Genomic DNA, 20062 nt, shown 5'->3' on the forward strand with positions numbered 1-20062 from the left:
GGAAAGGTAGGCAGGGTGGAGGGGAGCGAGCATGGGACGGCCGGTCGGATGGCGCCTGGGCAGGCGGGCGGTGTGGTAGGTGGCGAGGGCCTCCCTGGTGGAGGGGAGACCTGGGGCTCCACGTGAGTGGGGAACCTGGGGATGGAAAGCGAGTGCGACGATGCTGAAGACCGCGTGGAACGAGTGGTGCCTGAAGGCGCTGCAGATTGAGACGGCCCTCCTGGCGCTGGAGGAAATCGAGCTGCCCGAGGAGATGCACGGGCTGCAGGACGCGGCGGAGGAGAAGTTGCTGGAGCTGGGGCGCGCCTGGAAGGGGCGGCAGCCGCAGAAGGACGGGCGCCGGTGGGAGCGGCAGACCCTGGAGGGCGGCGCGCCGAGCGACGCGGAGCTCCAGGAGGTCGTCGACGAGTTCCGCGGGGACGGCAAGAAGTGGACGCTGCTCCGGGCCACCAGCGACAAGCAGGAGGTCGTGGAGGTGGTGGTGTCGGAGGGCCGCGCGTGCATGGTGGCCGGCGGCTCGTACTACCTGGGCCAGTGGGACGCGAAGGACGAGGTGCTCGAGGTGGGCCGCGATGACGACGCGGGAGAGCCCGGCACCGGCGTGGTGTTGTCCGCCACCGCCGAGGTCCAGTTCACGCCGGACCCGGAGCTGTAACCCGCGTCACGCGGGCCTTCGAGCGCGCGAAGTTTCAGGAGTCCAGCACGCGCGCCATGCGCTCGCGTGTCTTCGCGTCGGGCAGGCGTCCGAAGCCAGCGCGGACGTTGTCGGCGACGTGCTCGGGGTTGCTCGTGGCGGGCAGCGGGCAGTGCACGGCGGGGTGGCCGAGGATGAACTTCAGGAAGAACTGCGCCCAGCTCGCGCAGTCGAAGTCCGCGGCCCACGACGGCAGCGCGCGGCCCTTCACCTGTCGGAAGAGCTGCCCCGTGGCGAAGGGCTGCATGACGAGCACCGCCACGCCGTGCTCGGCGGCGGCGGGGAGCAGGCGCTTCTCCGCGTCGCGCTCGGCGAGTGAGTAGGGCAGCTGGATGAAGTCCAGGGTCTGCTCGCGCAAGAGGCGCTCCAGGTCATCGAAGGCGCTTCGGGCGTAGTGGGTGATGCCGACGTAGCGCACGCGGCCTTGCGCCTTCCACTCGCGCAGCACGGGCAGGTGGGTGCGCCAGTCGACGAGGTTGTGGACCTGGAAGAGGTCCATGTGCCCTCGCCCCATGTCCTTCACGGAGGTCTCCAGTTGGGCGAGGCCCGCCTCGCGGCCCGTCGTCCAGACCTTCGTGGCGAGGAAGGGTTTGGGCGCGTCCGCGAGCGAGGCGAGCACGTCCCCCACGACGCGCTCCGCCCGGCCGTACATGGGCGAGGAGTCGATGAGGCGCGCCCCTGAGTCGAGGAAGCGCTGGAGCACCTGCTTCAAGGGCGCGCGCTCGGCGGCGGAGGTCCCCACGTCGAAGGTCTGCCAGGTGCCGAGGCCGATGACGGGCAGGGCCTCGCCCGACTTGGGGATGGGACGGGTGAGCATGGAGGTCTTCACGGTGGGAGCGGGCTTCTCGGCTCGAATCTGGCCCGGGAGCAGCGCGGCGCCGAGCCCCGCGGTGAGCACGTCCCGGCGCGAGGGCGGGGACAGGGGCCTGGGGCGTCGGGGTGTCTGGGACATGGTGGTGACAGTATTTCGTGGGCCCGGTGTTCTGTTGCGCGAAGGGGGACGGTGACGTCTCCCGCGAAACAACCCTGGCTCTGGTACCCGCGCCGCGCGTGGGAGGAGCCCTCTCGGAAATCAGCTCAGGAAGGTCCAGCGATGAAGCGCAAGGTCTCGGTGTGTGCGGGCGTCATGGCGGCGATGGTGGCGATGTCCGCTGGCGCCGAGGAGGCGAAGGGGGGCGACTCGGCCCCCGTGGTCTCGGCGGGCGGTGACGGTGGCCCGGCGGTGGGAGCCGAGGTCGCGCCGGTGGTGGAAGGGCCGGGCGTGGAGCGGGCGATGGTGGCGCCTCCCCTGGTGGAGGCGACGACGGCGGGGGTGGTGAGCGCGGGGACGGCCGGAGACGCGCCCGTGGCGGTGGCGAAGACGGAGGCCGCGGAGCAGGACGTCCATGTGCCCTTCAACCTGTCGATTCTGCCGGGGCTGAGCACCTCGGGGTTCGCCCGGCAGAACCTGGTGCATGACGTGTCCATCGGGTTGATCGCCACGCATGCGAAGCGGGTGACGGCGCTGGGGTTGTCGCTGGGCGGCAACTGGGTGACGCATGGCGCGAGCGGCGTGCTCGCCACGGTGGGCGCCAACGTGTCGAGGGGCCCCGTGGATGGGGTGCTGCTCGCGGTGGGCGGCAACGTCGTGACGGCGGACGCGGAGGGCGTGCAGGCGTCGGTGGGAACCAACATCGTGCGCGGCTCCATGGGCGGTGGGCAGCTCACGGTGGGCGCCAACGTGGCGACGGGCGCGGTGGAGGGCACGCAGCTCAGCGTGGGCGCGAACATCGCGGGCGGCGATGTGAATGGCGGGCAACTCACGGTGGGCGGCAACCTGGCGTCGGGCGCGCTGCGGGGACTCCAGATGTCGGTGGGTGGCAATCTGGCGGCGGGGACGCTGAATGGAGTCCAGATGGCGGTGGGCGCCAACGTGGCGCGAGGCACCGCGCGAGGGCTCCAGATGGCGGCGGGCGTCAACGTCGCCTCGGAGCTGACGGGCATGCAGGTGTCCTCGGGCGTCAGCTACGCGAGCAAGCTGTCCGGTGCGCAGCTCTCCCTCATCAACGTGGGCGGCGACGTCGACGGCGCGCAGGTGGGTCTGGTGAACGTGGCCGGCCGCGTGGACGGCGCGCAGGTGGGCCTGCTGAACGTGGCGGGCCAGACGGAGGGCGAGTCGGTGGGCCTCTTGAGCTTCGTTGGCAACGGTCAGGCCCACGTGCAGGTGTGGGCCAGTGACGTGTCGCTGACGAACATCGGCCTGAAGCTGGGCGGGCGGCACCTCTACACGCTGCTCACCGTGGGCCTCACGCCGCCGATGGATGGAGACCGACGTCGCTACACGGTGGGCGCGGGCCTGGGTGGCCACATCCCCGTGGGCCGCTTCTACGTCGACGTGGACGTGATGGGCTCCAGCCTGCATGCCAACCGCCTCTTCGACTTCGACGAAGATACGAACCATGTGCTCGGGCAGTTCCGGGTGATGGCCGGCTGGCAGCTGTCGCGCCGCTTCGCCGTGTTCGGCGGAGTCAGCGCCAACACGCTCGTCACCTGGAACGGGAGCGACACGTGGAAGGAGCTGGGCATCGGCCCGGAGTGGAAGGAGGTCTCCGACAGCGGACGCACCACCGTGCGCACCTGGCCGGGCCTGCTCGCGGGCGTGCAGATTTGACGTGAGCGTGGGTGCTTCCCGGGGGGCCCTCCGCCCCCCATGTTTCCCTCGGACGGATGCGCCCGTCAGTCGGTGGGCGACGGAGGGAGCGACCCCATGGAAGGCACCATGCGTGTGATGGTTCTCCACGCGCCGGGGCAGCCACTGCGAGCGGAGACGTGGCCCATTCCGCGCCCGGCCCCGCAGGAGGTGTTGTTGCGAGTCCACGCCTGCGCGGTGTGCCGCACGGACCTGCACGTGGTGGACGGTGAGCTGCCCAGGCCGAAGCTGCCGCTGGTGCCGGGCCACGAAATCGTGGCCACCGTCGTGGAGGCGGGCGCGGAGGTGATGGGGCTGGAGCCGGGCACGCGCGTCGGGGTGCCCTGGCTCGGCTGGACGTGTGGCCAGTGTCGCTTCTGTGTCTCCGGTCGGGAGAACCTCTGCGACTTCGCGCGCTTCACCGGCTACCAGTTGGATGGCGGCTACGCGGAGTACACCCTGGCGCATCACCGCTTCTGCTTCCCGCTGCCCGCGAACTACCCGGACGTCCACGCCGCGCCGCTGATGTGCGCGGGGCTCATCGGCTTTCGCAGCCTGCGCCTGTCGGGAGAAGGTGAACGACTGGGGTTGTATGGCTTTGGCGCCGCCGCGCATGTGCTCATCCAGGTGGCGCGTCACCGCAAGCGGCGCGTGTTCGCCTTCACGCGGCCCGGGGACGAGGAAGGGCAACGCTTCGCGCGCGAGCTGGGCGCGGTCTGGGCGGGAGGCTCGGACGTGCTGCCGCCGGAGCCGCTGGACGCGGCCATCCTGTTCGCGCCCGTGGGAGCGCTGGTGCCCGCCGCGCTGCGCGCCGTGGACAAGGGCGGGGTGGTGGTGTGCGGCGGCATCCACATGAGCGATATCCCGTCGTTCCCCTATTCGTTGCTCTGGGAGGAGCGGGTGGTGCGCTCGGTGGCGAACCTGACGCGCGCGGATGCGATGGACTTCCTGGTGCTTGCGCCCAGCGTGCCGGTGCGCACCGAGGTGCGGGTGTTCCCCCTGTCCTCGGCGAACGAGGCGCTCACCGCGCTGCGCGAGGGCCACGTGCGCGGCGCGGCCGTGCTCGACACGAGCAGGTAGCCGTGGGGCATTGCGCCCCGCAGGGACTGCGTGCGGCCCCATTCCGCCGCAAATCCCGCGCAAGGGGCGCGCGCGGTGCCCCGGCATTCCAAGGGGTTGGCGTTGGCCAGGGTGATGCAATGGGGAGGGGTGCAACCCGAAGCCCCGCGCACACAGCGGGGCCTGACCCGAGGCCGACGATGAAGCGAGCGTTGCAGATTACCTACCGGGGCATGGCGACGAGCGAGGCCCTGAACGAGCACATCCGCGACCACGCAGCGAAGCTGGAGCAGTTCTTCGATGGCATCGTCGGATGCCACGTGGTGGTGGATGAGCCCCACCGGCACAAGCAGCACAGCCATCACTTCCGCGTGCGCGTGGACCTGCACGTGCCTGGACGAGACATCATCGCGGGCAGGGACCCTGAGCACGACGCCGCGCACGAGGACCCCTACCAGGCCGTGTCGGACGCCTTCGAGGCCGCGCGCCGGCAGCTCCAGCACTACGCCGAAGGGCTGCACGCGCATCATCGACACTGACGCCCGCCGAAGTCCCTGGGGTCGCGCGCCGTAGCCTCGGGTGCGCGGGTCCCCGGGGTGGAGCCAGGGGCCGAGCGTGGGCATGGGGCTCGGCCGTGGTGGGCTCGAGGTGTCGTGCCGGGTGACATGAGTCGTGGGAGTGCGATAGACGACGCGCCCTCCGGTCCGTGGCCGGCGCCTCCTCGATTCACGACTTCATGACTCCTTCCGCCGATGACTCGAGCCCAGGACGCGCACGGCGATGGCCAGGCATGCTGGCCCTGCCGTTCGTGGTCCTCGTCTGGTTCGTGTTCGTCGTGGCGCCTGTCTGGATTCAGGCCGCGCACGCCTGCTTCTCGCACTTCGACCTGGGCATCTACACCCAGGCCCTGGCGCGCATGTCCCTGGCGGAGCCAAACCCCTGGCTCACCGGGCGACAGGTCTACATCTTCAACGACCACTTCGACCCCATCCTGTGGGTGGTTCGCCCGCTGGTGGAGGTGCTGCCACCGATGTGGGCCTCGTTGGTGGGTGAAGCGCTCTTCGTGCTGCTCGCGGTGGCGCCGCTGCTCTGGCTCCAGGCACGGGGGCTGCTGAGCCGCGCCGCCACGGGGCTGATGGCGGCGTTCCTGCTGCTCACCCCCAGCGCGGTGGAGGCGCTGAAGTTCCCCATCCATCCGACGACGTGGTCCGCGCTGCCGTGGGTGATGACCGGCGTGGCGTTCCATCTGCGCCGCAACGGCTGGCTGCTGGTGTCGCTGGTGTTGCTGTTCATGTGCAAGGAGGAGTTCGCCTTCGTGGGCATCATGCTCACCGTGGCGCTGTGGCTGCGCGGCGAGCGGCGCTTCGCGGTGGGCGTGGGGGTGCTGTCGCTGCTCTGGCTCGCGGGTGTCTACGGGCTGCGGCCGTGGCTGTTGGGGCCCTCGGAGGACTACGGCGTCCGGCTCAGGCAGGGCATGGAGGGAGGGTTCCTTCACTACCTCACGCTTCGTCTGGCGCCGGTCCACCTGTCGCGCGTGGGCACGCTGCTGCTGCTGCTGCTGCCGCTGGGGGTCTGGGCGTGGCGCGAGCGCTTGAAGCCGGACTGGGCGTGGCTGCTGGTGTTGTTGCCGATGCTCGGCATCCGTTTCCTCGGCATGGCCTGGCGCTTCCACTACGGCGTGCCGCTGATGGCCGCGGCGCTGATGGGCTTCCTTCCCGTCCTGCGCGCCCGGAAGCCGCCCGCGTGGGTCCTGGTGTCCACGGGGCTGGTCCTCCTCTTCAGCAATGAAGTCAATCTTCGCCAGTTCACTCGCACGTTGGTGTCCTCGCGCACGTATCCGCGCCAGTGCCCGGGGGACCCGGAGCGACTGGCCAGCATCTCGCGAGGAGTGGACGTGCTCACCCAGAATCGAGCGGGGCTCGCGCTGCTGGGCAGCAACTTCGTCGCCCTGCTGGCGGACCGGGATGACATCTACGCCGTGGGCGGTCCACAGCCCGCCGACGGCCGCGTCTACGAGTGGGTGCTGGTGGAGAAGCCGCCTCATGGCGACGTCTTCCCCCTCTCCTCCGAGCGCATCCAGGAACTCATCGACGTCTGGCGCACGGATGCGGGCACGCAAATCGTCATCGACGACGCGAACGTCTTCCTGGCGCGAGGTCGCTTCACCACTCACCGTTGAGTGCTCGCAAGGGCGTGCCTCCGCGCGGCTCGCGTTCCGAGGCACCCCGCGCCGCGCGGCCCCAGAGCTCCGGGAGTGAGCGGCGAGGATGACGCCGCGCTCCGGCCGAGCACCCGCGTCCGCCGTGCCCGGCTCACGATGGAGCAGGCGAAGGGACGAGCGCCGGGGCACCTTCCCGTGTGGATCCACGCGAGGTCCGCCCGCACATACATGTAGGTGCCCGCCCTCTAGCGCTGGCGTACCGGATGCCCGCCATTGGCGAACAGTCCACCGCATCCCCTCACGCTCTGGCGGGGATGGCGCTATCCTCGCGCGGTCCCCGCCATGAATGCCCCGCGGCTCCAAGTGCTGCTGGTGGATGACGAGGCAGCTGTCCTCGCCACCACCGCGGCCGTGCTCTCCGAGGACTTCGAGGTCCAGACCGCGCATGACGCGCACACCGCGCGCCGGATGCTCGGGCTGCGTCCGTTCGACGTCCTGTGCACCGACCTCCACATGCCCGGCCCCAGCGGCATCCAACTGCTGCGCGAGGCCGTCATCCAATATCCCCACCTCGCGGGCGTGCTGGTGACGGGCTTTCGCGAGTACCTCGACTGGAGAGACCGCCTGGACGCGCAGGGCCTCTTCTACCTGGTGCTCAAGCCCTACCAGCCCCCGGACCTCATCGCGATGATCCGCCGCGCCGCCGAGTCCGCGCGCCTCAAGCGCGACATGAGCCGACTGTCCTCCGGCCTGGCCGAGCACAAGTGGGGGCCCCGATGAAGGTTCCCCCCCTGTCGCGGGGAGGGTGGCTGTTGATGGGACTGCTGTGGCTGGTCGCCATGGTGGTGGGCTTCGCGCTGCTCGCCCGACATGCCCTCACCCCGGGCACCGCCCACGAGTCTCCAGCCCGCTGGCCTTCGTCCGTGAGTCCTCCCCGCGCGGAGGGCCGGCCCACCCTGGTGATGCTCGCCCACCCGCGCTGCCCCTGCACGCGCGCCAGCCTGGGCGAGCTGTCCGTCCTGATGGAGCACGCCCGGGGCCAGCTCGACGCGCGCGTCCTGTTCCTCCAGCCCGAGGGCACTTCCGGCGACTGGACACAAGGCCCCCTGTGGCGCGCCGCCGCCGCGATTCCGGGCGTCACGGTGCTCAAGGACGCGGGAGGCGAGCAAGCTCGCCGGTTTGGAGCAGTCACTTCCGGACATTCCTTGCTCTATGATGCCGCCGGTCGGCTCCGCTTCAGCGGTGGAATCACCGGGGCGCGGGGACACCGAGGTGACAACCCGGGGCGGGACGCCGTGGAGGCGCTGCTGCGGGAGGCGGGTGGGGTGGGCGGGTCGTCGGAGCACGCTGTCTACGGTTGCGCACTGGAGGAACCGCCCGAGGCCCGGGCCACGAACACCCCATGAAGCCCACGGAGGATGCCAGCGGCCCGACGGTGGCACTGAAGGAACGCGCCGTTCTGCTGTTCCACGAGCACCTGACCACGGTGCGACGCCGCACGGACCGCCTCTTCGCGGGACTGATGCTGGCCCAATGGGCCTTCGGCATCCTCGTGGCCCTCTTCGTCTCGCCCTACGGCTGGGAGGGCAAGGACCGCGCCCTCCACGCCCACGTGTACGCCGCGCTCTTCCTCGGCGCCGCGCTCACCGTGTTCCCCCTCGCGCTGGCGCGCTGGCGCCCCGGGGCCGTCTCCACCCGGCACGGGGTGGCCCTGGCGCAGATGTTGTGGTCCTCGCTGCTCATCCACCTGACGGGTGGGCGCATCGAGACGCACTTCCACATCTTCGTCTCGCTCGCGTTCCTCTCCCTGTACCGGGACCCGTGGGTGCTCCTGACGGCCACGTGCGCCACCGTCGCGGACCACGTCATCCGAGGCGTCCTGTGGCCGGAGTCCGTGTACGGCCTGCCCAACGCGGAGTGGTGGCGCTTCCTGGAGCATGCGCTCTGGGTGGGCTTCCTGAACCTGGTGCTCCTGCACGCGGGCCGGGTGATGCGGCGGGAGATGCGCGAAGTGGCGGTGCGCCGCGCGGAGCTGGAGCTGGCGCGCGAGCGCGAGGAGGACAAGTCCGCGGAGCTGGACCGCGCCCTGCGCGAGCTGAGCGGCTTCCAGGAGCACCTCATCCGCGTAGAGAAGCTGGCCGCGGTGGGTCAGCTCGCCGCCAGCGTGGGTCATGAATTGCGCAACCCGCTGGCCGCCGTGCGCAACGCGCATGCCTACCTCTCCCGACGACTGAGTCGGGATGCCATCGGGGCCGCGGATGACCCACGCGTCCCCCAGTTCCTCGGGGTGATGGAGCGCGAATTGGGTGCGTGCGCGAAAATCATCTCCGACCTGCTCGACTTCGCGCGCGAGCGGCCTCCGGCGCTGCAGCCGTGTCCGTTGCGACCACTGGTGGACGAGGCCATTGGCGTGGTCCCCTCGCGCGAGGGCGTCCGCATCCTCAACGAAGTGCCCGAGTCGCTCCCGGTGCCGAGCCTGGACAAGGAACAGTTCCGTCAGGTGCTGGTGAATCTGGTGCAGAACGCGGTGGAGGCCATGCCCCAGGGAAGAACCGGTCAGGTTTCAGTGCTGGCGGAAGGCGGCGACACCGGGCCGTGGGCCATTCGCGTGGTAGATGACGGGACGGGCATCCCTCCGGACGTGCTGCCCAAGATTTTCGAACCGCTCTTCACAACCAAGACGCGTGGCACCGGCTTGGGGCTGGCCATTGTGGCCAACATGGTGCAACGTCACGGCGGCACAATCTCTGTGCGAAGCGAAGCCGGCCGGGGTAGTGAATTCCATATTCATCTCCCGGCAACCGCGGCGGCGCAGGCCGCATGATGGAGGACGTGGCTTTGGGCCCCGCTCGCATCCTTTTGGTCGACGACGAGGAGGGGCTGCGCATCACGCTCGCGGCGAACCTGGAGTTGGAGGGCCATACCGTTCTGGAGGCCGCCAACGGCGAGGAAGCGCTGCGCCTGCTGGGCGAGCACCCGGTGGACGTGGTGCTCAGCGACATGCGCATGCCCGGGCTGCACGGGGTTGATCTGCTGCGCCGCATCAAGCAGGCGCGTCCGGACATGCCCGTGGTGCTGATGACCGCCTTCACGGCGGAAGAACTGGTGGAGGACGCGCTCGCGGAGGGCGCCTTCACCGTGCTGCCCAAGCCCTTCGACGTGGCGCACGCGCTGGACACGATTCTGCGCGCGGCGCGGGCTCCCCAGGTGCTGGTGGTGGACGACACGGAGCCGGTGGCGCGCGCCATGGTGCGCGCGCTGAGCACCGTGGGGCTGCGTGCGCGCGCGGTGTACAGCGGCGAGGAAGCGCTGACGTACCTGCGCTCGGGCGACTTCGACGTGTGCGTGTTGGATTTGGTGATGCCGGAGATGAGCGGGCCGGAGCTGGTGGCGAAGGTGAAGGCGGCGGATTTGTCCGTGGCCGTCATCGCGATGTCCGGGCACGTGGTGCCAGAATTGTTACGCAAGGTGGCGGCGCAGGGCGCGGTGGTGTGTATGACCAAGCCGGTGCCGCTGCGGGAATTGGTGCAAGCGATTGCCCGGGTGAGAGGCCAACCCCGGGCGCAGGGGCCCTCCGGGCCCCAGGGTGCGAGGAATTGACGGATGGGCGCGCGCGCAGATCTCCAAGCGCGGGAACGGGCCGCGGTGGCGGACGTCGTCGCCTCCACGCTGCGGCATGACCTCCGCAACAAGCTGGCCAGTGTCCGCAATGCTTCGTTCTACCTGATGCGGAAGATGCAGAAGACGGACGTCTGGAGCACGGATGCCCGGGTGGAAGCCTTCTTCCAGCTCATCGACCGGGAGCTGGCGGCGGCCGAGGAGGTGCTGACGCGACGCGCCCCGGTGGCCAGCAGCGACAAGCCCCTGTGCCACGCGAGCGAGGCGATGGAGCAGGGGTTGCGTGAGGCGAGGGTGCCGGAGCAGGTGCGCGTGGAGCGCGACTTCAAGGCCCGGGGCACGGTGCCGCTGGATTTGGAGGACCTGGCGCTGCTGGTGCGCTGTCTGGTGGACAACGCCGTGGAAGCGATGCCGCGCGGAGGAATGCTCACCGTGCGGACCTGGGACGTTGAAGAAGGTGAGGGCGGCGTGGGCATCCGCGTGGAGGACGCGGGAGAGGGGCTGGCGGCGGAGGCGTATTCACGTGCCTTCGAGCCCTTCTATTCGACACGTCCCGGCCATGCGGGATTGGGATTGAACATCGTGCAGCGATTGGTGCTGCGCAATGGGGGGAAGGTGGCACTGGACGGAGGCCCCTCGGGGGGCACGCACGTCGAGGTCCTCTTCCTGCACCGCCCGGAGGCGGGGGCCAGGATGCGGCTCGCGGGCCATGACGAGATACGGGGGAGCAAGTGATGGAGACGAGCTGGACCTTCGGGCGCTGCCTGCTGCTGGTGGAAGATGACCCGTCCAACCGGATGACGCTCGCGGCGCTGCTGGAGGAAGCGGGGTTCGCGGTGGTGACAGCGGGTTCCTACGCGGAAGCGGAGAAGTGGCTCAACCACCCGCGGCCCATCGACGCGGTGTTGCTGGACCAGAGCCTGGGTGACGGCTTCGGCACGGGGTTGATTCCGTTGGTGCGTCACCACATGCCAGGCGCGAAGGTGGTCTTCGTCACCGGCGCCGACAGCGCCATCGACATGCCGGTGGATGCCGTCTTCCGCAAGGGTGACCATTTCGAGGCGCTCCTGGCCTTCCTCTTCAAGCTGTTGCCCCAGAGACCGCTGGGGATGTCCTCGTCCGCTCCTGGGCCGCGTCGTCCCTGAGCTTCGCGGTGGTGTTCAGCTCCAGCTCTGGCCATCCAGTTCGGGAAAGGTGACCTGGCACTCGCCGGGATTGACGCCCTCCACGCGAGCGTAGCCATTGGAGTTGAGGGTGCCTTCGCGCGTGCTGCCGTCGGGCAGGCTCACCACGTAGCGCGCGTTGGGGACGGGCTTTCCCGCCTCGTCCTTGAGCTCGATGGCCAGCCAGGTCATCTCCTCCACCACGGCCTCGTCGGCCTTGGCCTCGGGTCTGGCCGTCCAGGGCGCTGGCACGCTCTTCGGCCGGGCCACCTCGAGCGCGACGAGCTCTCCGCGCGTGAAGGCGTCCGAGAGGCGCTGCTTGAGGCGTTGCTCGTAGCGGGAGCGCTCCAGGCCCGTCAGGCCGAAGGGGCTGCTGCCGCCGAGCGCTTCGTAGATGCCATACAGCGTGCGCGCCGAAGGGGTGGACAGCCACCGGTCCAGGGATGACGTGACGAACACATCCGGCACTCGCGGGCGGCGCTCTTTCGCGTCGGTGTCGACGGACGAGACGACGAGCCAGTCTGCGTTCCGCGCCGGCAGTGTCCACCGGCGTTCACCGCGATTGAGCGGCATGCTGAGTACCCCCGTGGGACTCAGTGTATCAGCAAAGGACACTCGGTGTCCGGTGGCGCGCGATTTTTCGTGCGGCCACGGGTCGCCCGACGGGGAGGTGTGGGTGGGGCCCTGGGGTCAGTCGGGCGTGGCCTGGGTGGGCGGTGCGGGGAGGCTGTGCGCGAGGACGACCCACCAGCGGCCCTCGCGACGCTGGCACACGTCGGTGAAGTGCCCCACGTCGGAGACTTCGGTTCCATCGGGCAGTCGCACGCGGGCCCGCTGGGTGCCGGTGAGCACGCCGGTGTCGCCGAAGACGTGCGCGCGCACCGTCTCGGTTTCGACAGAGAGGAGGGTGCCGGGGATGGCGGCGATGTTGGCGAGGAACGCCGTGCGGTCCGTCTCCACGTCGCCCACGCCGCGAAAGACGAGGTCCTCCGCCATCAAGCCCTTCAGGGCCTGGGTGTCGCGGGCCTGGATGGCGCGGACGATGGACTCCTCGAGTGCCAGGAGGGCGCGGACGTCCTCCGTCTGGGAGGGGGTGTGGGGCGTCATGGGCGGTGGGCTCCTGAGGGCGCCAGGGTCGCGAGCACAGGCGGTCATCAGCGCGACGAGGGCGATGAAGGCGTGGCGTGGGGACACGGGCCGCGTTTGAGCATGTTCTTCCGGGGGAAGCCAGACAGAGGCGTTTGCTGTTCGTCAAACGCCTCGCGTCCGAGTGGCGGCGGCTCCCATGGACGCGATAGTCCACGCCCCCCTGCCCGCGTCTGCGCGTCGAGACTCCACCTCCGGCGGTGAGGGATGCCTTCGTCTTCCCTTGGGAGTCCTCCATGTCACTGAATGAGTACGTCACGCTGGGCCGTTCGGGTCTGCGGGTCAGCCCGCTGTGTCTGGGCACGATGACCTTCGGTACCGACCTGGGTTGGGGCAGCAGCGTCGAGGCGTCGAATGCCATCCTGGACCGCTTCCTCGAGCGGGGCGGCAACTTCCTCGACACGGCGAATGCATACACGCGAGGGCACTCGGAGAAAATCATCGGTGACCACCTGGGCCGGTATCCGAGCAGGCGGGACAGGGTGGTGATTGCGACCAAGTTCTTCAGCAGCCTCTTCCCGGGGGACCCGAATGGTGGTGGCGCGGGACGCAAGTCGTTGATGGCGCAGTGCGAGGAGTCGCTGCGCCGACTCCAGACGAGCTACATCGACCTGTACTGGATGCACTGCTGGGATGTGAATACGCCCATCGAGGAGACGATGCGCGGGCTCGACGACCTGGTGCGCTCCGGGAAGGTCCGTTACATCGGTATCTCGGATACACCGGCCTGGAAGGTGGCGCAGGCGCAGGTGACGGCGCACTTCCGGGGCTGGGCTCCGCTGGTGGCGTTGCAAATCGAGTACTCGTTGTTGGAGCGGACGGTGGAGGGGGAGCTGGTGCCCATGGCTCGGGAGCTGGGGTTGGGGGTGACGCCGTGGTCGCCGCTGAAGAGTGGCGTGCTCAGTGGAAAGTACACGCGGGAGAACGCGGGGAAGGTGAAGGCGGACCGGGGGGCGTGGGCGGAGAACTCGCTGACGGAGAAGACGTACAAGCTCATCGACGTGCTTCAGCGCATAGCGAAAGAGCAGGGCACCACGGTGGCGCGTGTGGCGCTGGCGTGGGTGCAGGGGCGGCCCGGTGTGACGTCCACCATCCTGGGTGCGCGCACGCTGGAGCAGCTCGACAACAACCTGGGTGCGCTGGAGGTGACGCTGAAGCCGGAGCAGGTGAAGGCGTTGGATGACGCGTCCAAGCCGACGCTCGATTTCCCGGCGGAGTTCCTTCAGGGCGCGCCCACGTTCATGCACGGCGGAGTTTCAGTGAACGGTGTCCCCGCGCCCGCGTGGCCCATGGCTCCGAAGTCCGACGAGGAGCGCTGGTAGTCGCTGGAGCGGGTGTGTTCGCGCGCGTGCTCGACGTGGGCCGCGCGCGTTGTCGCTGGTGAGGTGGCCACGCGTCGTGCGGTGTCGGTGCGCAGGAGTGGCGCGGCGCCGTATTTCGCGCGTGAGCGGTGAGACAGCGGACAGCGAACGCGTGCCACGGCGAAGAAACGTCTTGCGCGAGACAGTCACGCTGGCGTGAGCGGGACGCGTCCCTACGTTGCGAGCCCTGGCGCGGGAATGGCTGCGCGGTTGAGGGGAGGGTGTGTGGGCGAGCTTCTGTCAGGAGGCGACGAACAGTTCCGTACGCGGGGCATGAATCATCCCGAGGCGAATGGCTGTGAGCACGAGCAGTCGGGTGAGGCACTGAGTGTGACGGAGGCGCTGGACTGCGACCTCGACGCATATCTGGACCGAGAGCTCGCCATGGAGCCGGAAGTCGACGGCGACGGTGATGCAGCGCTCACGCCCACGCGCGAAGCCGCGGAGGACATGCGCGCGCTGCTGGACCTCGCGGAAGAGGAGACGCGGTGGATCTCCGAGTCGCCTCGGCCCGCGTTCTCCGACGCGGAGCCTGGTGAGTCCGTGTCCGAGTCCGCGCCCGTGGTGATTCCGGAGTGGATGCGCGCGAATCCGGAGGTGCCAGTCGCGGAGGCGGTGCGTCTGCCGTGGGGGCACTCCAAGGTGGTTCCGGTCAAGACGGCTCGCGGTGGTTCGTCCACGCAGGCGACGCCGCGGAAGAACACCGTGAGCGAGGTGCAGGGTCCGCTCAATCTTCAGCAGCAACCCTGGGGTATTCCCATGGTCCCGCCCGCGCAGCAGTGGAGCGGCCCGATGGCGCCCGGGCAGCAGCACGCCTGGGACGGCTCCATGGCGCCAGGGCAGCAGCACGCCTGGGGTGGCCCCGTGGCGGCGCCGACGGCGTCGAGTCGAGGCCGCGACGTGGTGTCTGGCGTCCTGCTCGGCGTCGCGGCGGTGGGCGTGGTCGCGGCGGGCATGCTCGTGGTCGCGAGCGTGCGCTTCTGGGAGCAAGGCGCGAGTTCCCCTTCGGTGAATGGCGTCGCGGGTACCTCGGCGCATCAGGGAGCCCTGGGTGCTTCGGCGCGGCAAGGGGTGGCGGGATCCGACGGCAGCGTCGGCTCCGTGGGCCAGCTCAACCGCGCGAGCAACTCGGGGGCGCTGGTCGGCGCGAACGCCTCGGGTCAGCTCAACAGTGCGAACAGCACGGGGGCGCTGGTCGGCGCGAACGCCTCGGGCCAACTCAACGGCGTGGGCAACGCAGGCGCGCTGGTCGACGCGAACACCTCGGGCCAACTCAATGGCGTGGGCAACGCAGGCGCGCTGGTCGGCGCGAACGTCTCGGGCCAGCTCAACAGCGCGAGCGCTTCGTGGCAGTTCGGCCAGACGGGTTCTTCGGTTGCCATGGGGTACTGGGCCATTCCTGGCCTCATGGCGGGCACGGCCTTCCCGGGTGTGGCCGATACCAACGCGATGAACCCCGTCGCCCCTCGGTACATGGGCCCCTACGTCTGGGCCCCTCCCGGAAGCATCAGCGACATCGCGAACGGGCTGCACGCGCAAGGTGCGTCCACGGACCCGGCTCGCGCCCTCACGTCCTTCTCGGTCCCGAGCGGCGCGGACCTGATGGCCCGCCGTGACACCCTGGCTGTGAAGTCCGGCGAGCGGAGCATCCGAACCGAGAGCGCGCCCACGACTCGCGCTCCCGTGAGCACGACTCCCACCCAGAGTGTCGCGGAGGCCTCCTCGGGCGCGGTGATGGAGATGACCTTCGAGGAGCCCGACTCCGACGAGCAGACGACCTCCGCTCCGGCGGACACCACGGACGACCCCGATGGCGCGACCAGCACCGAGTCGGAGCTGGACGAGGAGTTCGCGCGAGAGCTCGGCTTCACCGAAGACGGCGAGGAGCGCGCCGCCTCCGAGTCCACCGTCGCGCGGACCGTGTACGTCCCGCCCGCGCTCGACGCGAAGGAGCACCTCACGCCCGAGGACGTGAAGCAGGTGGTGGTCTCCAATCAGCCCGCCATCACCGCGTGCCTGCGCCAGCATGCCGCGGACACGTCGGTGCAGAAGGACGGGCGCTTCGTGGTGCGCTGGTCCGTGTTGCCGAGCGGTGAGGCGACGAGCGTCGCCATGGACACGCAGGCGCTGCGCGCCACGCCGCTCGCCGGCTGCATCGAGGGCGTGGTGCGCGGCTGGAAGTTCCCCGTGCACACGGTCCGCATGCAGGAGCCCATCCGCTTCCCGTTCGTCTTCTAGCCCAAGAGGGCGGGGCCGCTCAGGCCTCGCCTGTCTCGTGTCCGAAGACGTCGCCCGGGTTGGGCGTGGTGGGGCCCTCGGGCGCCTTCTTGACCAGGGGGCGCCGCCACCGGCCGGAGAAGTAGTAGGCCATGCTGACCACCAGCGACACGCCGAAGCTCAAGGCCATCGCAATCCACACACCCGTCACGCTGCCCATGCGGCGCGACAGCCAGTACGCCACCGGCACCCGCACCACCCAGAGGCTCACCAGCGAGAAAATCGTCGTCATCAACGTGCGTCCCGCGCCGTTGATGATGCCGTTGCTCACGAAGATGAGCGCGAACAGGACGTACGTCCCTCCCACGATGTGCAGGTACGTGACGCCCGGCCCGATGACCGCCGGGTCCGAGACGAAGATGCGCAGCAGCGCCTCCGGGAACGACACGGCCACCGCCGAGATGACCAGGGTGATGCCTCCGCTGAACAGGCACCCCCACTTGAAGATCTCCTGCACGCGGTCGTAACGGCCCGCCCCCAGGTTCTGTCCGGCCAGCGTGGACACGGCCATGCCGAACGTCATCGCTGGCATGAAGGCAATCTGGTCGATGCGCGAGGCCGCGCCGAACGCCGCCGTGGACACCTCGCCGAAGCCGTTGACCAGTCCCGTCACGAACACCATGCCGATGGACACGAGCGACTGCTGCACAGCGGCCGGCACGCCGATGCGCAGCGTCTTCCAGGTGGTGGGCCCCAGGTGCGCCAGCCGTGGCCTGCGCGGCGCGACGGGGACATCCTTCATGCGCAGATAGATGAGCAGCGTGATGAGCGCCAGCAGCTGCGATACCACCGTGGCCCAGGCCGTGCCGTTCAATCCCAGCTTGGGCAACCCGAGCCAGCCGAACATCAGCACCGGGTCCAGCACCGTGGTGAGCAGGACGGAGCCCGCCTGGAAATACAGCGGCGTCTTCGAGTCACCCACGCCCTGCAGCAGGCTGCGCGTGAGGAACAATCCGAAGCCCAGGGGCATCGACAACAGGAAGATGCGCAGGTAGCTGACGGACTCCGCATGGATTTCCGGCGGCGTGTCCATCAGCGTGAGGATGGTCGGCGCCAGCCACTCGCCCAGCAGCGTGAGCACCACGCCCAGCGAGTAGATGAGCACCGTGGAGCTGTCGACCACCTTGCGCAGCTCGTCCATCCTCCGGGCGCCGTAGTTCTGCGACACCAGGATGCTCGTCGCCATGGTGAGGCCCATGCCGATGGAGAACAGGACGAAGACGACGGGGAAGCTCACCGTCACCACCGCCAGCGCCTCTGTGCCCAGGAACCGGCCCACCCAGATGGCGTTGATGAAGCTGTATGCCGTTTGAAGGAAGCTCCCCATCAACATCGGGATGGAGAAGGCCACCAGGTGTCGGGGGATGCTGCCTGTCGTCAGGTCTCTGCCGAAAGGCGCCTTCATGACCTGCGACTCGTGTTTCTGATTCCCATCGAAAAGTCCCTCAAGGTCGGCCCTCACCCGTGCATGGGCCGTGGAAGGAACTCGCCAGGAACCTGAGGTTCAACGCGGATCCAGGAGGGTGACGTCGTCTTTCCGGGTGTGGGCGCCCCTCGGCACCCACGCTCCAGCTTACGGCGGCGGAGTCTCATCCGCCTTATGTTTCCAGGCGATGCGCACACCCCCTCCACCCGAGGCCGCACCGGACTCCCAGCCGACCGAGCTGCACGTCTGCCACAACTGCTCGGTGCGCCTGGACCCTCGCCTGGGGGGCGTGGATCTGCCGCGCCGCATCCGGGAAGCCGTGGCCGCGCGGGGCCTGGGACCGAGCACCCGCGTGTTCTCCTCGGGCTGTCTGGGCGAATGCCCGCTCGACAAGGTCAGCGTGCTGGTGATTCCCCCGAGCGGCGTGGGCTCCGAGGTGAAGCTCATCGACGCGGAGAAGGACGGCGAGGACCTGGCCGACCACCTCGCGCGGGAGGCCGAGCGAGCTGCGCGGCCTTGAGCAGCGCCTCCGCCATGGGCACGCAGCTCGCCTGCCCCTTGCCGGCAATCGCGTAGGCCGTGCCGTGGTCCGGCGAGGTGCGCGGCACCGGCAGTCCCAGCGTCACGTTGACGGTGCGCTCGAAGTCGAGCGCCTTCGCGGGGATGAGTCCCTGGTCGTGGTACATCGCCAGCACCGCGTCGTACCGCGCGCCCACTTCATCGGGTCTCGCGAAGAGGCCGTCCGCCGGAATCGGCCCGTGTGCATCGACTTTCGCCGCGCGTGCCTTGCGGATGGCGGGGCCAATCACCTCCACCTCCTCGCGCCCCAACAGGCCCCCTTCGCCCGCGTGAGGATTCAGCCCGAGCACGGCGATGCGAGGCCTGCGTCCCACCACCACGGGCGCGAGGCTGCGTGACAAGAGCTTGAGCCGCGCGGTGAGGCCCTCCACGGTGAGCAGCTTGGACAGCGCGGAGATGGGGACGTGGTTGGTGGCCAGGGCGATGCGCACGCGCGGCCCGTCCATCATCATCATGACGTCCACGCCAAAGGCCTCGGCCAGCACCTCGGTGTGGCCCATGAAGGGAATGCCCGCGCGCGAAATCCCCTCCTTGGACACCGGCGCCGTGCACAGCGCGTCCACGTGTCCCGCGCGCATGGCGTCAATCGCCGCCGTCACGTACGCGTACTGCGCGCGGCCGCCCTCGCGCGAGGGCTTGCCCGGGACGCGGTCCTTGGCCGCCAGCTGAGTCACCACCACGACGGTGGGGGACTCGACGCGGCCCAGGGCGGAGGGCTCCACGCGCGCATGGCGGCGGAAGAAGGGGAAGCGCTCCAGCGTGGGCCCATCCCCGAAGACGACGGGGATGAGCGCGCGACGCACGGCGGGGAGCGCCAGGGCCGCGGCCGTCACCTCCGGCCCGATGCCCGACACATCACCCAGGGAGATACCGACGAGGGGGAGGCTCACGGTGGCGAGCATCCCCCGCGTGGGGACGACAGGCTACATCTTCACGTCGATGCTGGCCTTCTGCTTCAGCTCCGTGACGTACTGGTCCAGGAACTTGTCCGTCTTCTCCTGGAGCAGCTTCCCCTCCAGCTTCGGACGCATCTCCTCGTAGGTCGTCGCGGCGACGGAGCGGCGCTCCTCCACCTTCAGGATGTGCCAGCCGAAGTTGGTGCGCACCGGCTCGCTGACGTCGCCATCCTTGAGGTTGAAGGCGACCTTCTCGAACGCCTGCACCATGACGCCGCGCTTGAACCAGCCCAAATCTCCGCCGTCCGCGGCGCTGGGGCCCTCGCTGCGCGCGCGCGCCAGGGCGGAGAAGTCCATGCCCTCGCGACGGGCCTCCTGGGCAATGCCCTCCGCCTTCTTGCGCGCGGCGGCCACCTGCTCCTCGGTGGCCTTCGGGTCCACGGCGACCAGGATGTGGCGCGCGTGGACTTCCATGTCCTCGCTCTCCGCGCGGGCGTACTGGTTGTAGGCGGCCTTGAGGTCCTCCTCGGTGACCTTCACCTTGGGGCCCACCTTCATGCGCAGGAGCCGGTCCCGGAGGATGCGCTTGCGCAGCATGTCCCGGTACGTGGCCATCGTCAGGCCCTCGGCGACGAGCACCTGCTCGAACTGCGCCGGGTCCGTGATGTTGTTCTGCTTGCGCACGTCATTGACGAGCTCGTCCACCTCGCCCTCGGTCGCGGAGATGCCCATCTCCGTGATTTCGGCCTCCATCAGCTTCTCGCCGATGAGGGTGTCGAGCGCCGTCTTCATGAGCTGCGCGCGCTGCTCGGCGCGCTTGCGCGGGTCGGGGTCATTGAGGCGCGACACCTCCGGCGCCGCGCGCTGCTGAACCTCCGACAGTGCGATGACGTCGCGGTTCACCACCGCGGCCACCTTGTCCACCAGCTCCGCGCGCGCCGACGTGGCGCCCCCCAGGAGCGCCGCCGCAGCGACGAATGCCACCAGCTTCTTCATTCCGTGCATCCTTCCGCA

Annotated in this window: 20 protein-coding genes; 14 read left to right on the plus strand and 6 right to left on the minus strand. The window is 69.6% G+C overall.

What is annotated here, in order from left to right; translation table 11 throughout:
- Positions 1-160 precede the first annotated feature (160 nt).
- Positions 161-655 (plus strand): hypothetical protein, encoded by a 495-nt coding sequence (locus tag HUA78_RS36955; protein WP_141645000.1) that lies wholly within the window; start codon positions 161-163, stop codon positions 653-655.
- A gap of 34 nt (positions 656-689) precedes the next feature.
- On the opposite strand, the gene HUA78_RS36960 is transcribed toward HUA78_RS36955, so the two are convergent.
- Positions 690-1646, minus strand: coding sequence for an aldo/keto reductase (locus HUA78_RS36960; RefSeq protein WP_174478337.1), 957 nt, complete (start codon positions 1644-1646; stop codon positions 690-692).
- Between the two features lie 141 nt (positions 1647-1787).
- Here HUA78_RS36960 and HUA78_RS36965 point away from each other — a divergent pair, with 141 nt between their 5' ends.
- The 10 genes from HUA78_RS36965 (at position 1788) to HUA78_RS37010 (ending at position 11345) form a co-directional block, all read left to right on the plus strand.
- Entirely contained in the window at positions 1788-3344 is a 1557-nt protein-coding gene (locus tag HUA78_RS36965; RefSeq protein ID WP_174478338.1) for a hypothetical protein, read from the plus strand.
- Positions 3345-3440: 96 nt separating this feature from the next.
- Positions 3441-4442, plus strand: coding sequence for a zinc-dependent alcohol dehydrogenase family protein (locus HUA78_RS36970; RefSeq protein WP_174456965.1), 1002 nt, complete (start codon positions 3441-3443; stop codon positions 4440-4442).
- A gap of 179 nt (positions 4443-4621) precedes the next feature.
- Complete coding sequence (locus HUA78_RS36975; protein WP_141644998.1) at positions 4622-4960, plus strand: HPF/RaiA family ribosome-associated protein; 339 nt, start codon at positions 4622-4624, stop codon at positions 4958-4960.
- A 197-nt stretch (positions 4961-5157) separates the two neighbouring features.
- Positions 5158-6600 carry a DUF2079 domain-containing protein gene (locus HUA78_RS36980; protein ID WP_174478339.1) on the plus strand — a complete coding sequence of 481 codons (1443 nt, stop codon included), beginning with the start codon at positions 5158-5160 and terminating at the stop codon, positions 6598-6600.
- Positions 6601-6924: 324 nt separating this feature from the next.
- Positions 6925-7362, plus strand: coding sequence for a response regulator (locus tag HUA78_RS36985; protein WP_141644997.1), 438 nt, complete (start codon positions 6925-6927; stop codon positions 7360-7362).
- Positions 7359-7988, plus strand: a complete 630-nt coding sequence (locus HUA78_RS36990) for a RedB protein (RefSeq protein ID WP_174456962.1) — start codon at positions 7359-7361, stop codon at positions 7986-7988. The genes HUA78_RS36985 and HUA78_RS36990 overlap by 4 nt, the downstream gene beginning before the upstream one ends.
- Complete coding sequence (locus tag HUA78_RS36995) at positions 7985-9406, plus strand: sensor histidine kinase (RefSeq protein WP_141649370.1); 1422 nt, start codon at positions 7985-7987, stop codon at positions 9404-9406. The genes HUA78_RS36990 and HUA78_RS36995 overlap by 4 nt, the downstream gene beginning before the upstream one ends.
- Positions 9406-10182, plus strand: a complete 777-nt coding sequence (locus tag HUA78_RS37000; RefSeq protein ID WP_246137892.1) for a response regulator — start codon at positions 9406-9408, stop codon at positions 10180-10182. Before HUA78_RS36995 ends, HUA78_RS37000 begins: the two co-directional genes overlap by 1 nt.
- Positions 10183-10185: 3 nt before the next feature.
- Positions 10186-10935 carry an ATP-binding protein gene (locus tag HUA78_RS37005; protein ID WP_141649372.1) on the plus strand — a complete coding sequence of 250 codons (750 nt, stop codon included), beginning with the start codon at positions 10186-10188 and terminating at the stop codon, positions 10933-10935.
- On the plus strand, positions 10935-11345 hold the full coding sequence (locus tag HUA78_RS37010) for a response regulator (RefSeq protein ID WP_174456961.1): 411 nt from the start codon (positions 10935-10937) through the stop codon (positions 11343-11345). Before HUA78_RS37005 ends, HUA78_RS37010 begins: the two co-directional genes overlap by 1 nt.
- 15 nt (positions 11346-11360) lie before the next feature.
- On the opposite strand, the gene HUA78_RS37015 is transcribed toward HUA78_RS37010, so the two are convergent.
- On the minus strand, positions 11361-11936 hold the full coding sequence (locus HUA78_RS37015) for a carboxypeptidase-like regulatory domain-containing protein (protein ID WP_141649374.1): 576 nt from the start codon (positions 11934-11936) through the stop codon (positions 11361-11363).
- Positions 11937-12053: 117 nt separating this feature from the next.
- Positions 12054-12470, minus strand: coding sequence for an SgcJ/EcaC family oxidoreductase (locus HUA78_RS37020; protein WP_174456960.1), 417 nt, complete (start codon positions 12468-12470; stop codon positions 12054-12056).
- A gap of 275 nt (positions 12471-12745) precedes the next feature.
- Between HUA78_RS37020 and HUA78_RS37025 the strand changes: the two genes are divergently transcribed.
- Both HUA78_RS37025 and HUA78_RS37030 read left to right on the plus strand, forming a co-directional pair.
- Entirely contained in the window at positions 12746-13831 is a 1086-nt protein-coding gene (locus HUA78_RS37025) for an aldo/keto reductase (RefSeq protein WP_141648242.1), read from the plus strand.
- A gap of 312 nt (positions 13832-14143) precedes the next feature.
- Complete coding sequence (locus HUA78_RS37030) at positions 14144-16108, plus strand: AgmX/PglI C-terminal domain-containing protein (protein WP_174456959.1); 1965 nt, start codon at positions 14144-14146, stop codon at positions 16106-16108.
- Between the two features lie 19 nt (positions 16109-16127).
- Here HUA78_RS37030 and HUA78_RS37035 read toward each other — a convergent pair whose 3' ends face one another.
- The gene (locus HUA78_RS37035) at positions 16128-17552 is read right to left on the minus strand and encodes an MATE family efflux transporter (protein WP_141648240.1); all 1425 of its coding nucleotides are present in this window, start codon (positions 17550-17552) and stop codon (positions 16128-16130) included.
- 208 nt (positions 17553-17760) lie between these two features.
- On the opposite strand from HUA78_RS37035, the gene HUA78_RS37040 reads away from it, so the two are divergent.
- Positions 17761-18093, plus strand: a complete 333-nt coding sequence (locus HUA78_RS37040; protein WP_141648239.1) for a hypothetical protein — start codon at positions 17761-17763, stop codon at positions 18091-18093.
- On the opposite strand, the gene pdxA is transcribed toward HUA78_RS37040, so the two are convergent.
- Both pdxA and HUA78_RS37050 read right to left on the minus strand, forming a co-directional pair.
- Positions 18017-19042 carry a 4-hydroxythreonine-4-phosphate dehydrogenase PdxA gene (gene pdxA / locus HUA78_RS37045; RefSeq protein WP_174456958.1) on the minus strand — a complete coding sequence of 342 codons (1026 nt, stop codon included), beginning with the start codon at positions 19040-19042 and terminating at the stop codon, positions 18017-18019. The two genes, HUA78_RS37040 and pdxA, sit on opposite strands and share 77 nt — an antisense overlap.
- A 33-nt stretch (positions 19043-19075) precedes the next feature.
- A complete protein-coding gene (locus tag HUA78_RS37050; RefSeq protein ID WP_174468145.1) occupies positions 19076-20044 on the minus strand; it encodes a peptidylprolyl isomerase in 969 nt (322 codons plus the stop codon).
- Between the last annotated feature and the right edge of the window lie 18 nt (positions 20045-20062).

Source organism: Myxococcus sp. CA033, assembly GCF_013336625.1.
Classification (GTDB): domain Bacteria; phylum Myxococcota; class Myxococcia; order Myxococcales; family Myxococcaceae; genus Myxococcus; species Myxococcus llanfairpwllgwyngyllgogerychwyrndrobwllllantysiliogogogochensis.

Coding starts and splice junctions, on each gene's coding strand:
- HUA78_RS36955 (WP_141645000.1), top strand. CDS start 161: ATGCTGAAGACCGCGTGGAACGAGTGGTGCCTGAAGGCGCTGCAGATT.
- HUA78_RS36960 (WP_174478337.1), bottom strand. CDS start 1,646: ATGTCCCAGACACCCCGACGCCCCAGGCCCCTGTCCCCGCCCTCGCGC.
- HUA78_RS36965 (WP_174478338.1), top strand. CDS start 1,788: ATGAAGCGCAAGGTCTCGGTGTGTGCGGGCGTCATGGCGGCGATGGTG.
- HUA78_RS36970 (WP_174456965.1), top strand. CDS start 3,441: ATGGAAGGCACCATGCGTGTGATGGTTCTCCACGCGCCGGGGCAGCCA.
- HUA78_RS36975 (WP_141644998.1), top strand. CDS start 4,622: ATGAAGCGAGCGTTGCAGATTACCTACCGGGGCATGGCGACGAGCGAG.
- HUA78_RS36980 (WP_174478339.1), top strand. CDS start 5,158: ATGACTCCTTCCGCCGATGACTCGAGCCCAGGACGCGCACGGCGATGG.
- HUA78_RS36985 (WP_141644997.1), top strand. CDS start 6,925: ATGAATGCCCCGCGGCTCCAAGTGCTGCTGGTGGATGACGAGGCAGCT.
- HUA78_RS36990 (WP_174456962.1), top strand. CDS start 7,359: ATGAAGGTTCCCCCCCTGTCGCGGGGAGGGTGGCTGTTGATGGGACTG.
- HUA78_RS36995 (WP_141649370.1), top strand. CDS start 7,985: ATGAAGCCCACGGAGGATGCCAGCGGCCCGACGGTGGCACTGAAGGAA.
- HUA78_RS37000 (WP_246137892.1), top strand. CDS start 9,406: ATGGAGGACGTGGCTTTGGGCCCCGCTCGCATCCTTTTGGTCGACGAC.
- HUA78_RS37005 (WP_141649372.1), top strand. CDS start 10,186: ATGGGCGCGCGCGCAGATCTCCAAGCGCGGGAACGGGCCGCGGTGGCG.
- HUA78_RS37010 (WP_174456961.1), top strand. CDS start 10,935: ATGGAGACGAGCTGGACCTTCGGGCGCTGCCTGCTGCTGGTGGAAGAT.
- HUA78_RS37015 (WP_141649374.1), bottom strand. CDS start 11,936: ATGCCGCTCAATCGCGGTGAACGCCGGTGGACACTGCCGGCGCGGAAC.
- HUA78_RS37020 (WP_174456960.1), bottom strand. CDS start 12,470: ATGACGCCCCACACCCCCTCCCAGACGGAGGACGTCCGCGCCCTCCTG.
- HUA78_RS37025 (WP_141648242.1), top strand. CDS start 12,746: ATGTCACTGAATGAGTACGTCACGCTGGGCCGTTCGGGTCTGCGGGTC.
- HUA78_RS37030 (WP_174456959.1), top strand. CDS start 14,144: ATGAATCATCCCGAGGCGAATGGCTGTGAGCACGAGCAGTCGGGTGAG.
- HUA78_RS37035 (WP_141648240.1), bottom strand. CDS start 17,552: ATGAAGGCGCCTTTCGGCAGAGACCTGACGACAGGCAGCATCCCCCGA.
- HUA78_RS37040 (WP_141648239.1), top strand. CDS start 17,761: ATGCGCACACCCCCTCCACCCGAGGCCGCACCGGACTCCCAGCCGACC.
- HUA78_RS37050 (WP_174468145.1), bottom strand. CDS start 20,044: ATGAAGAAGCTGGTGGCATTCGTCGCTGCGGCGGCGCTCCTGGGGGGC.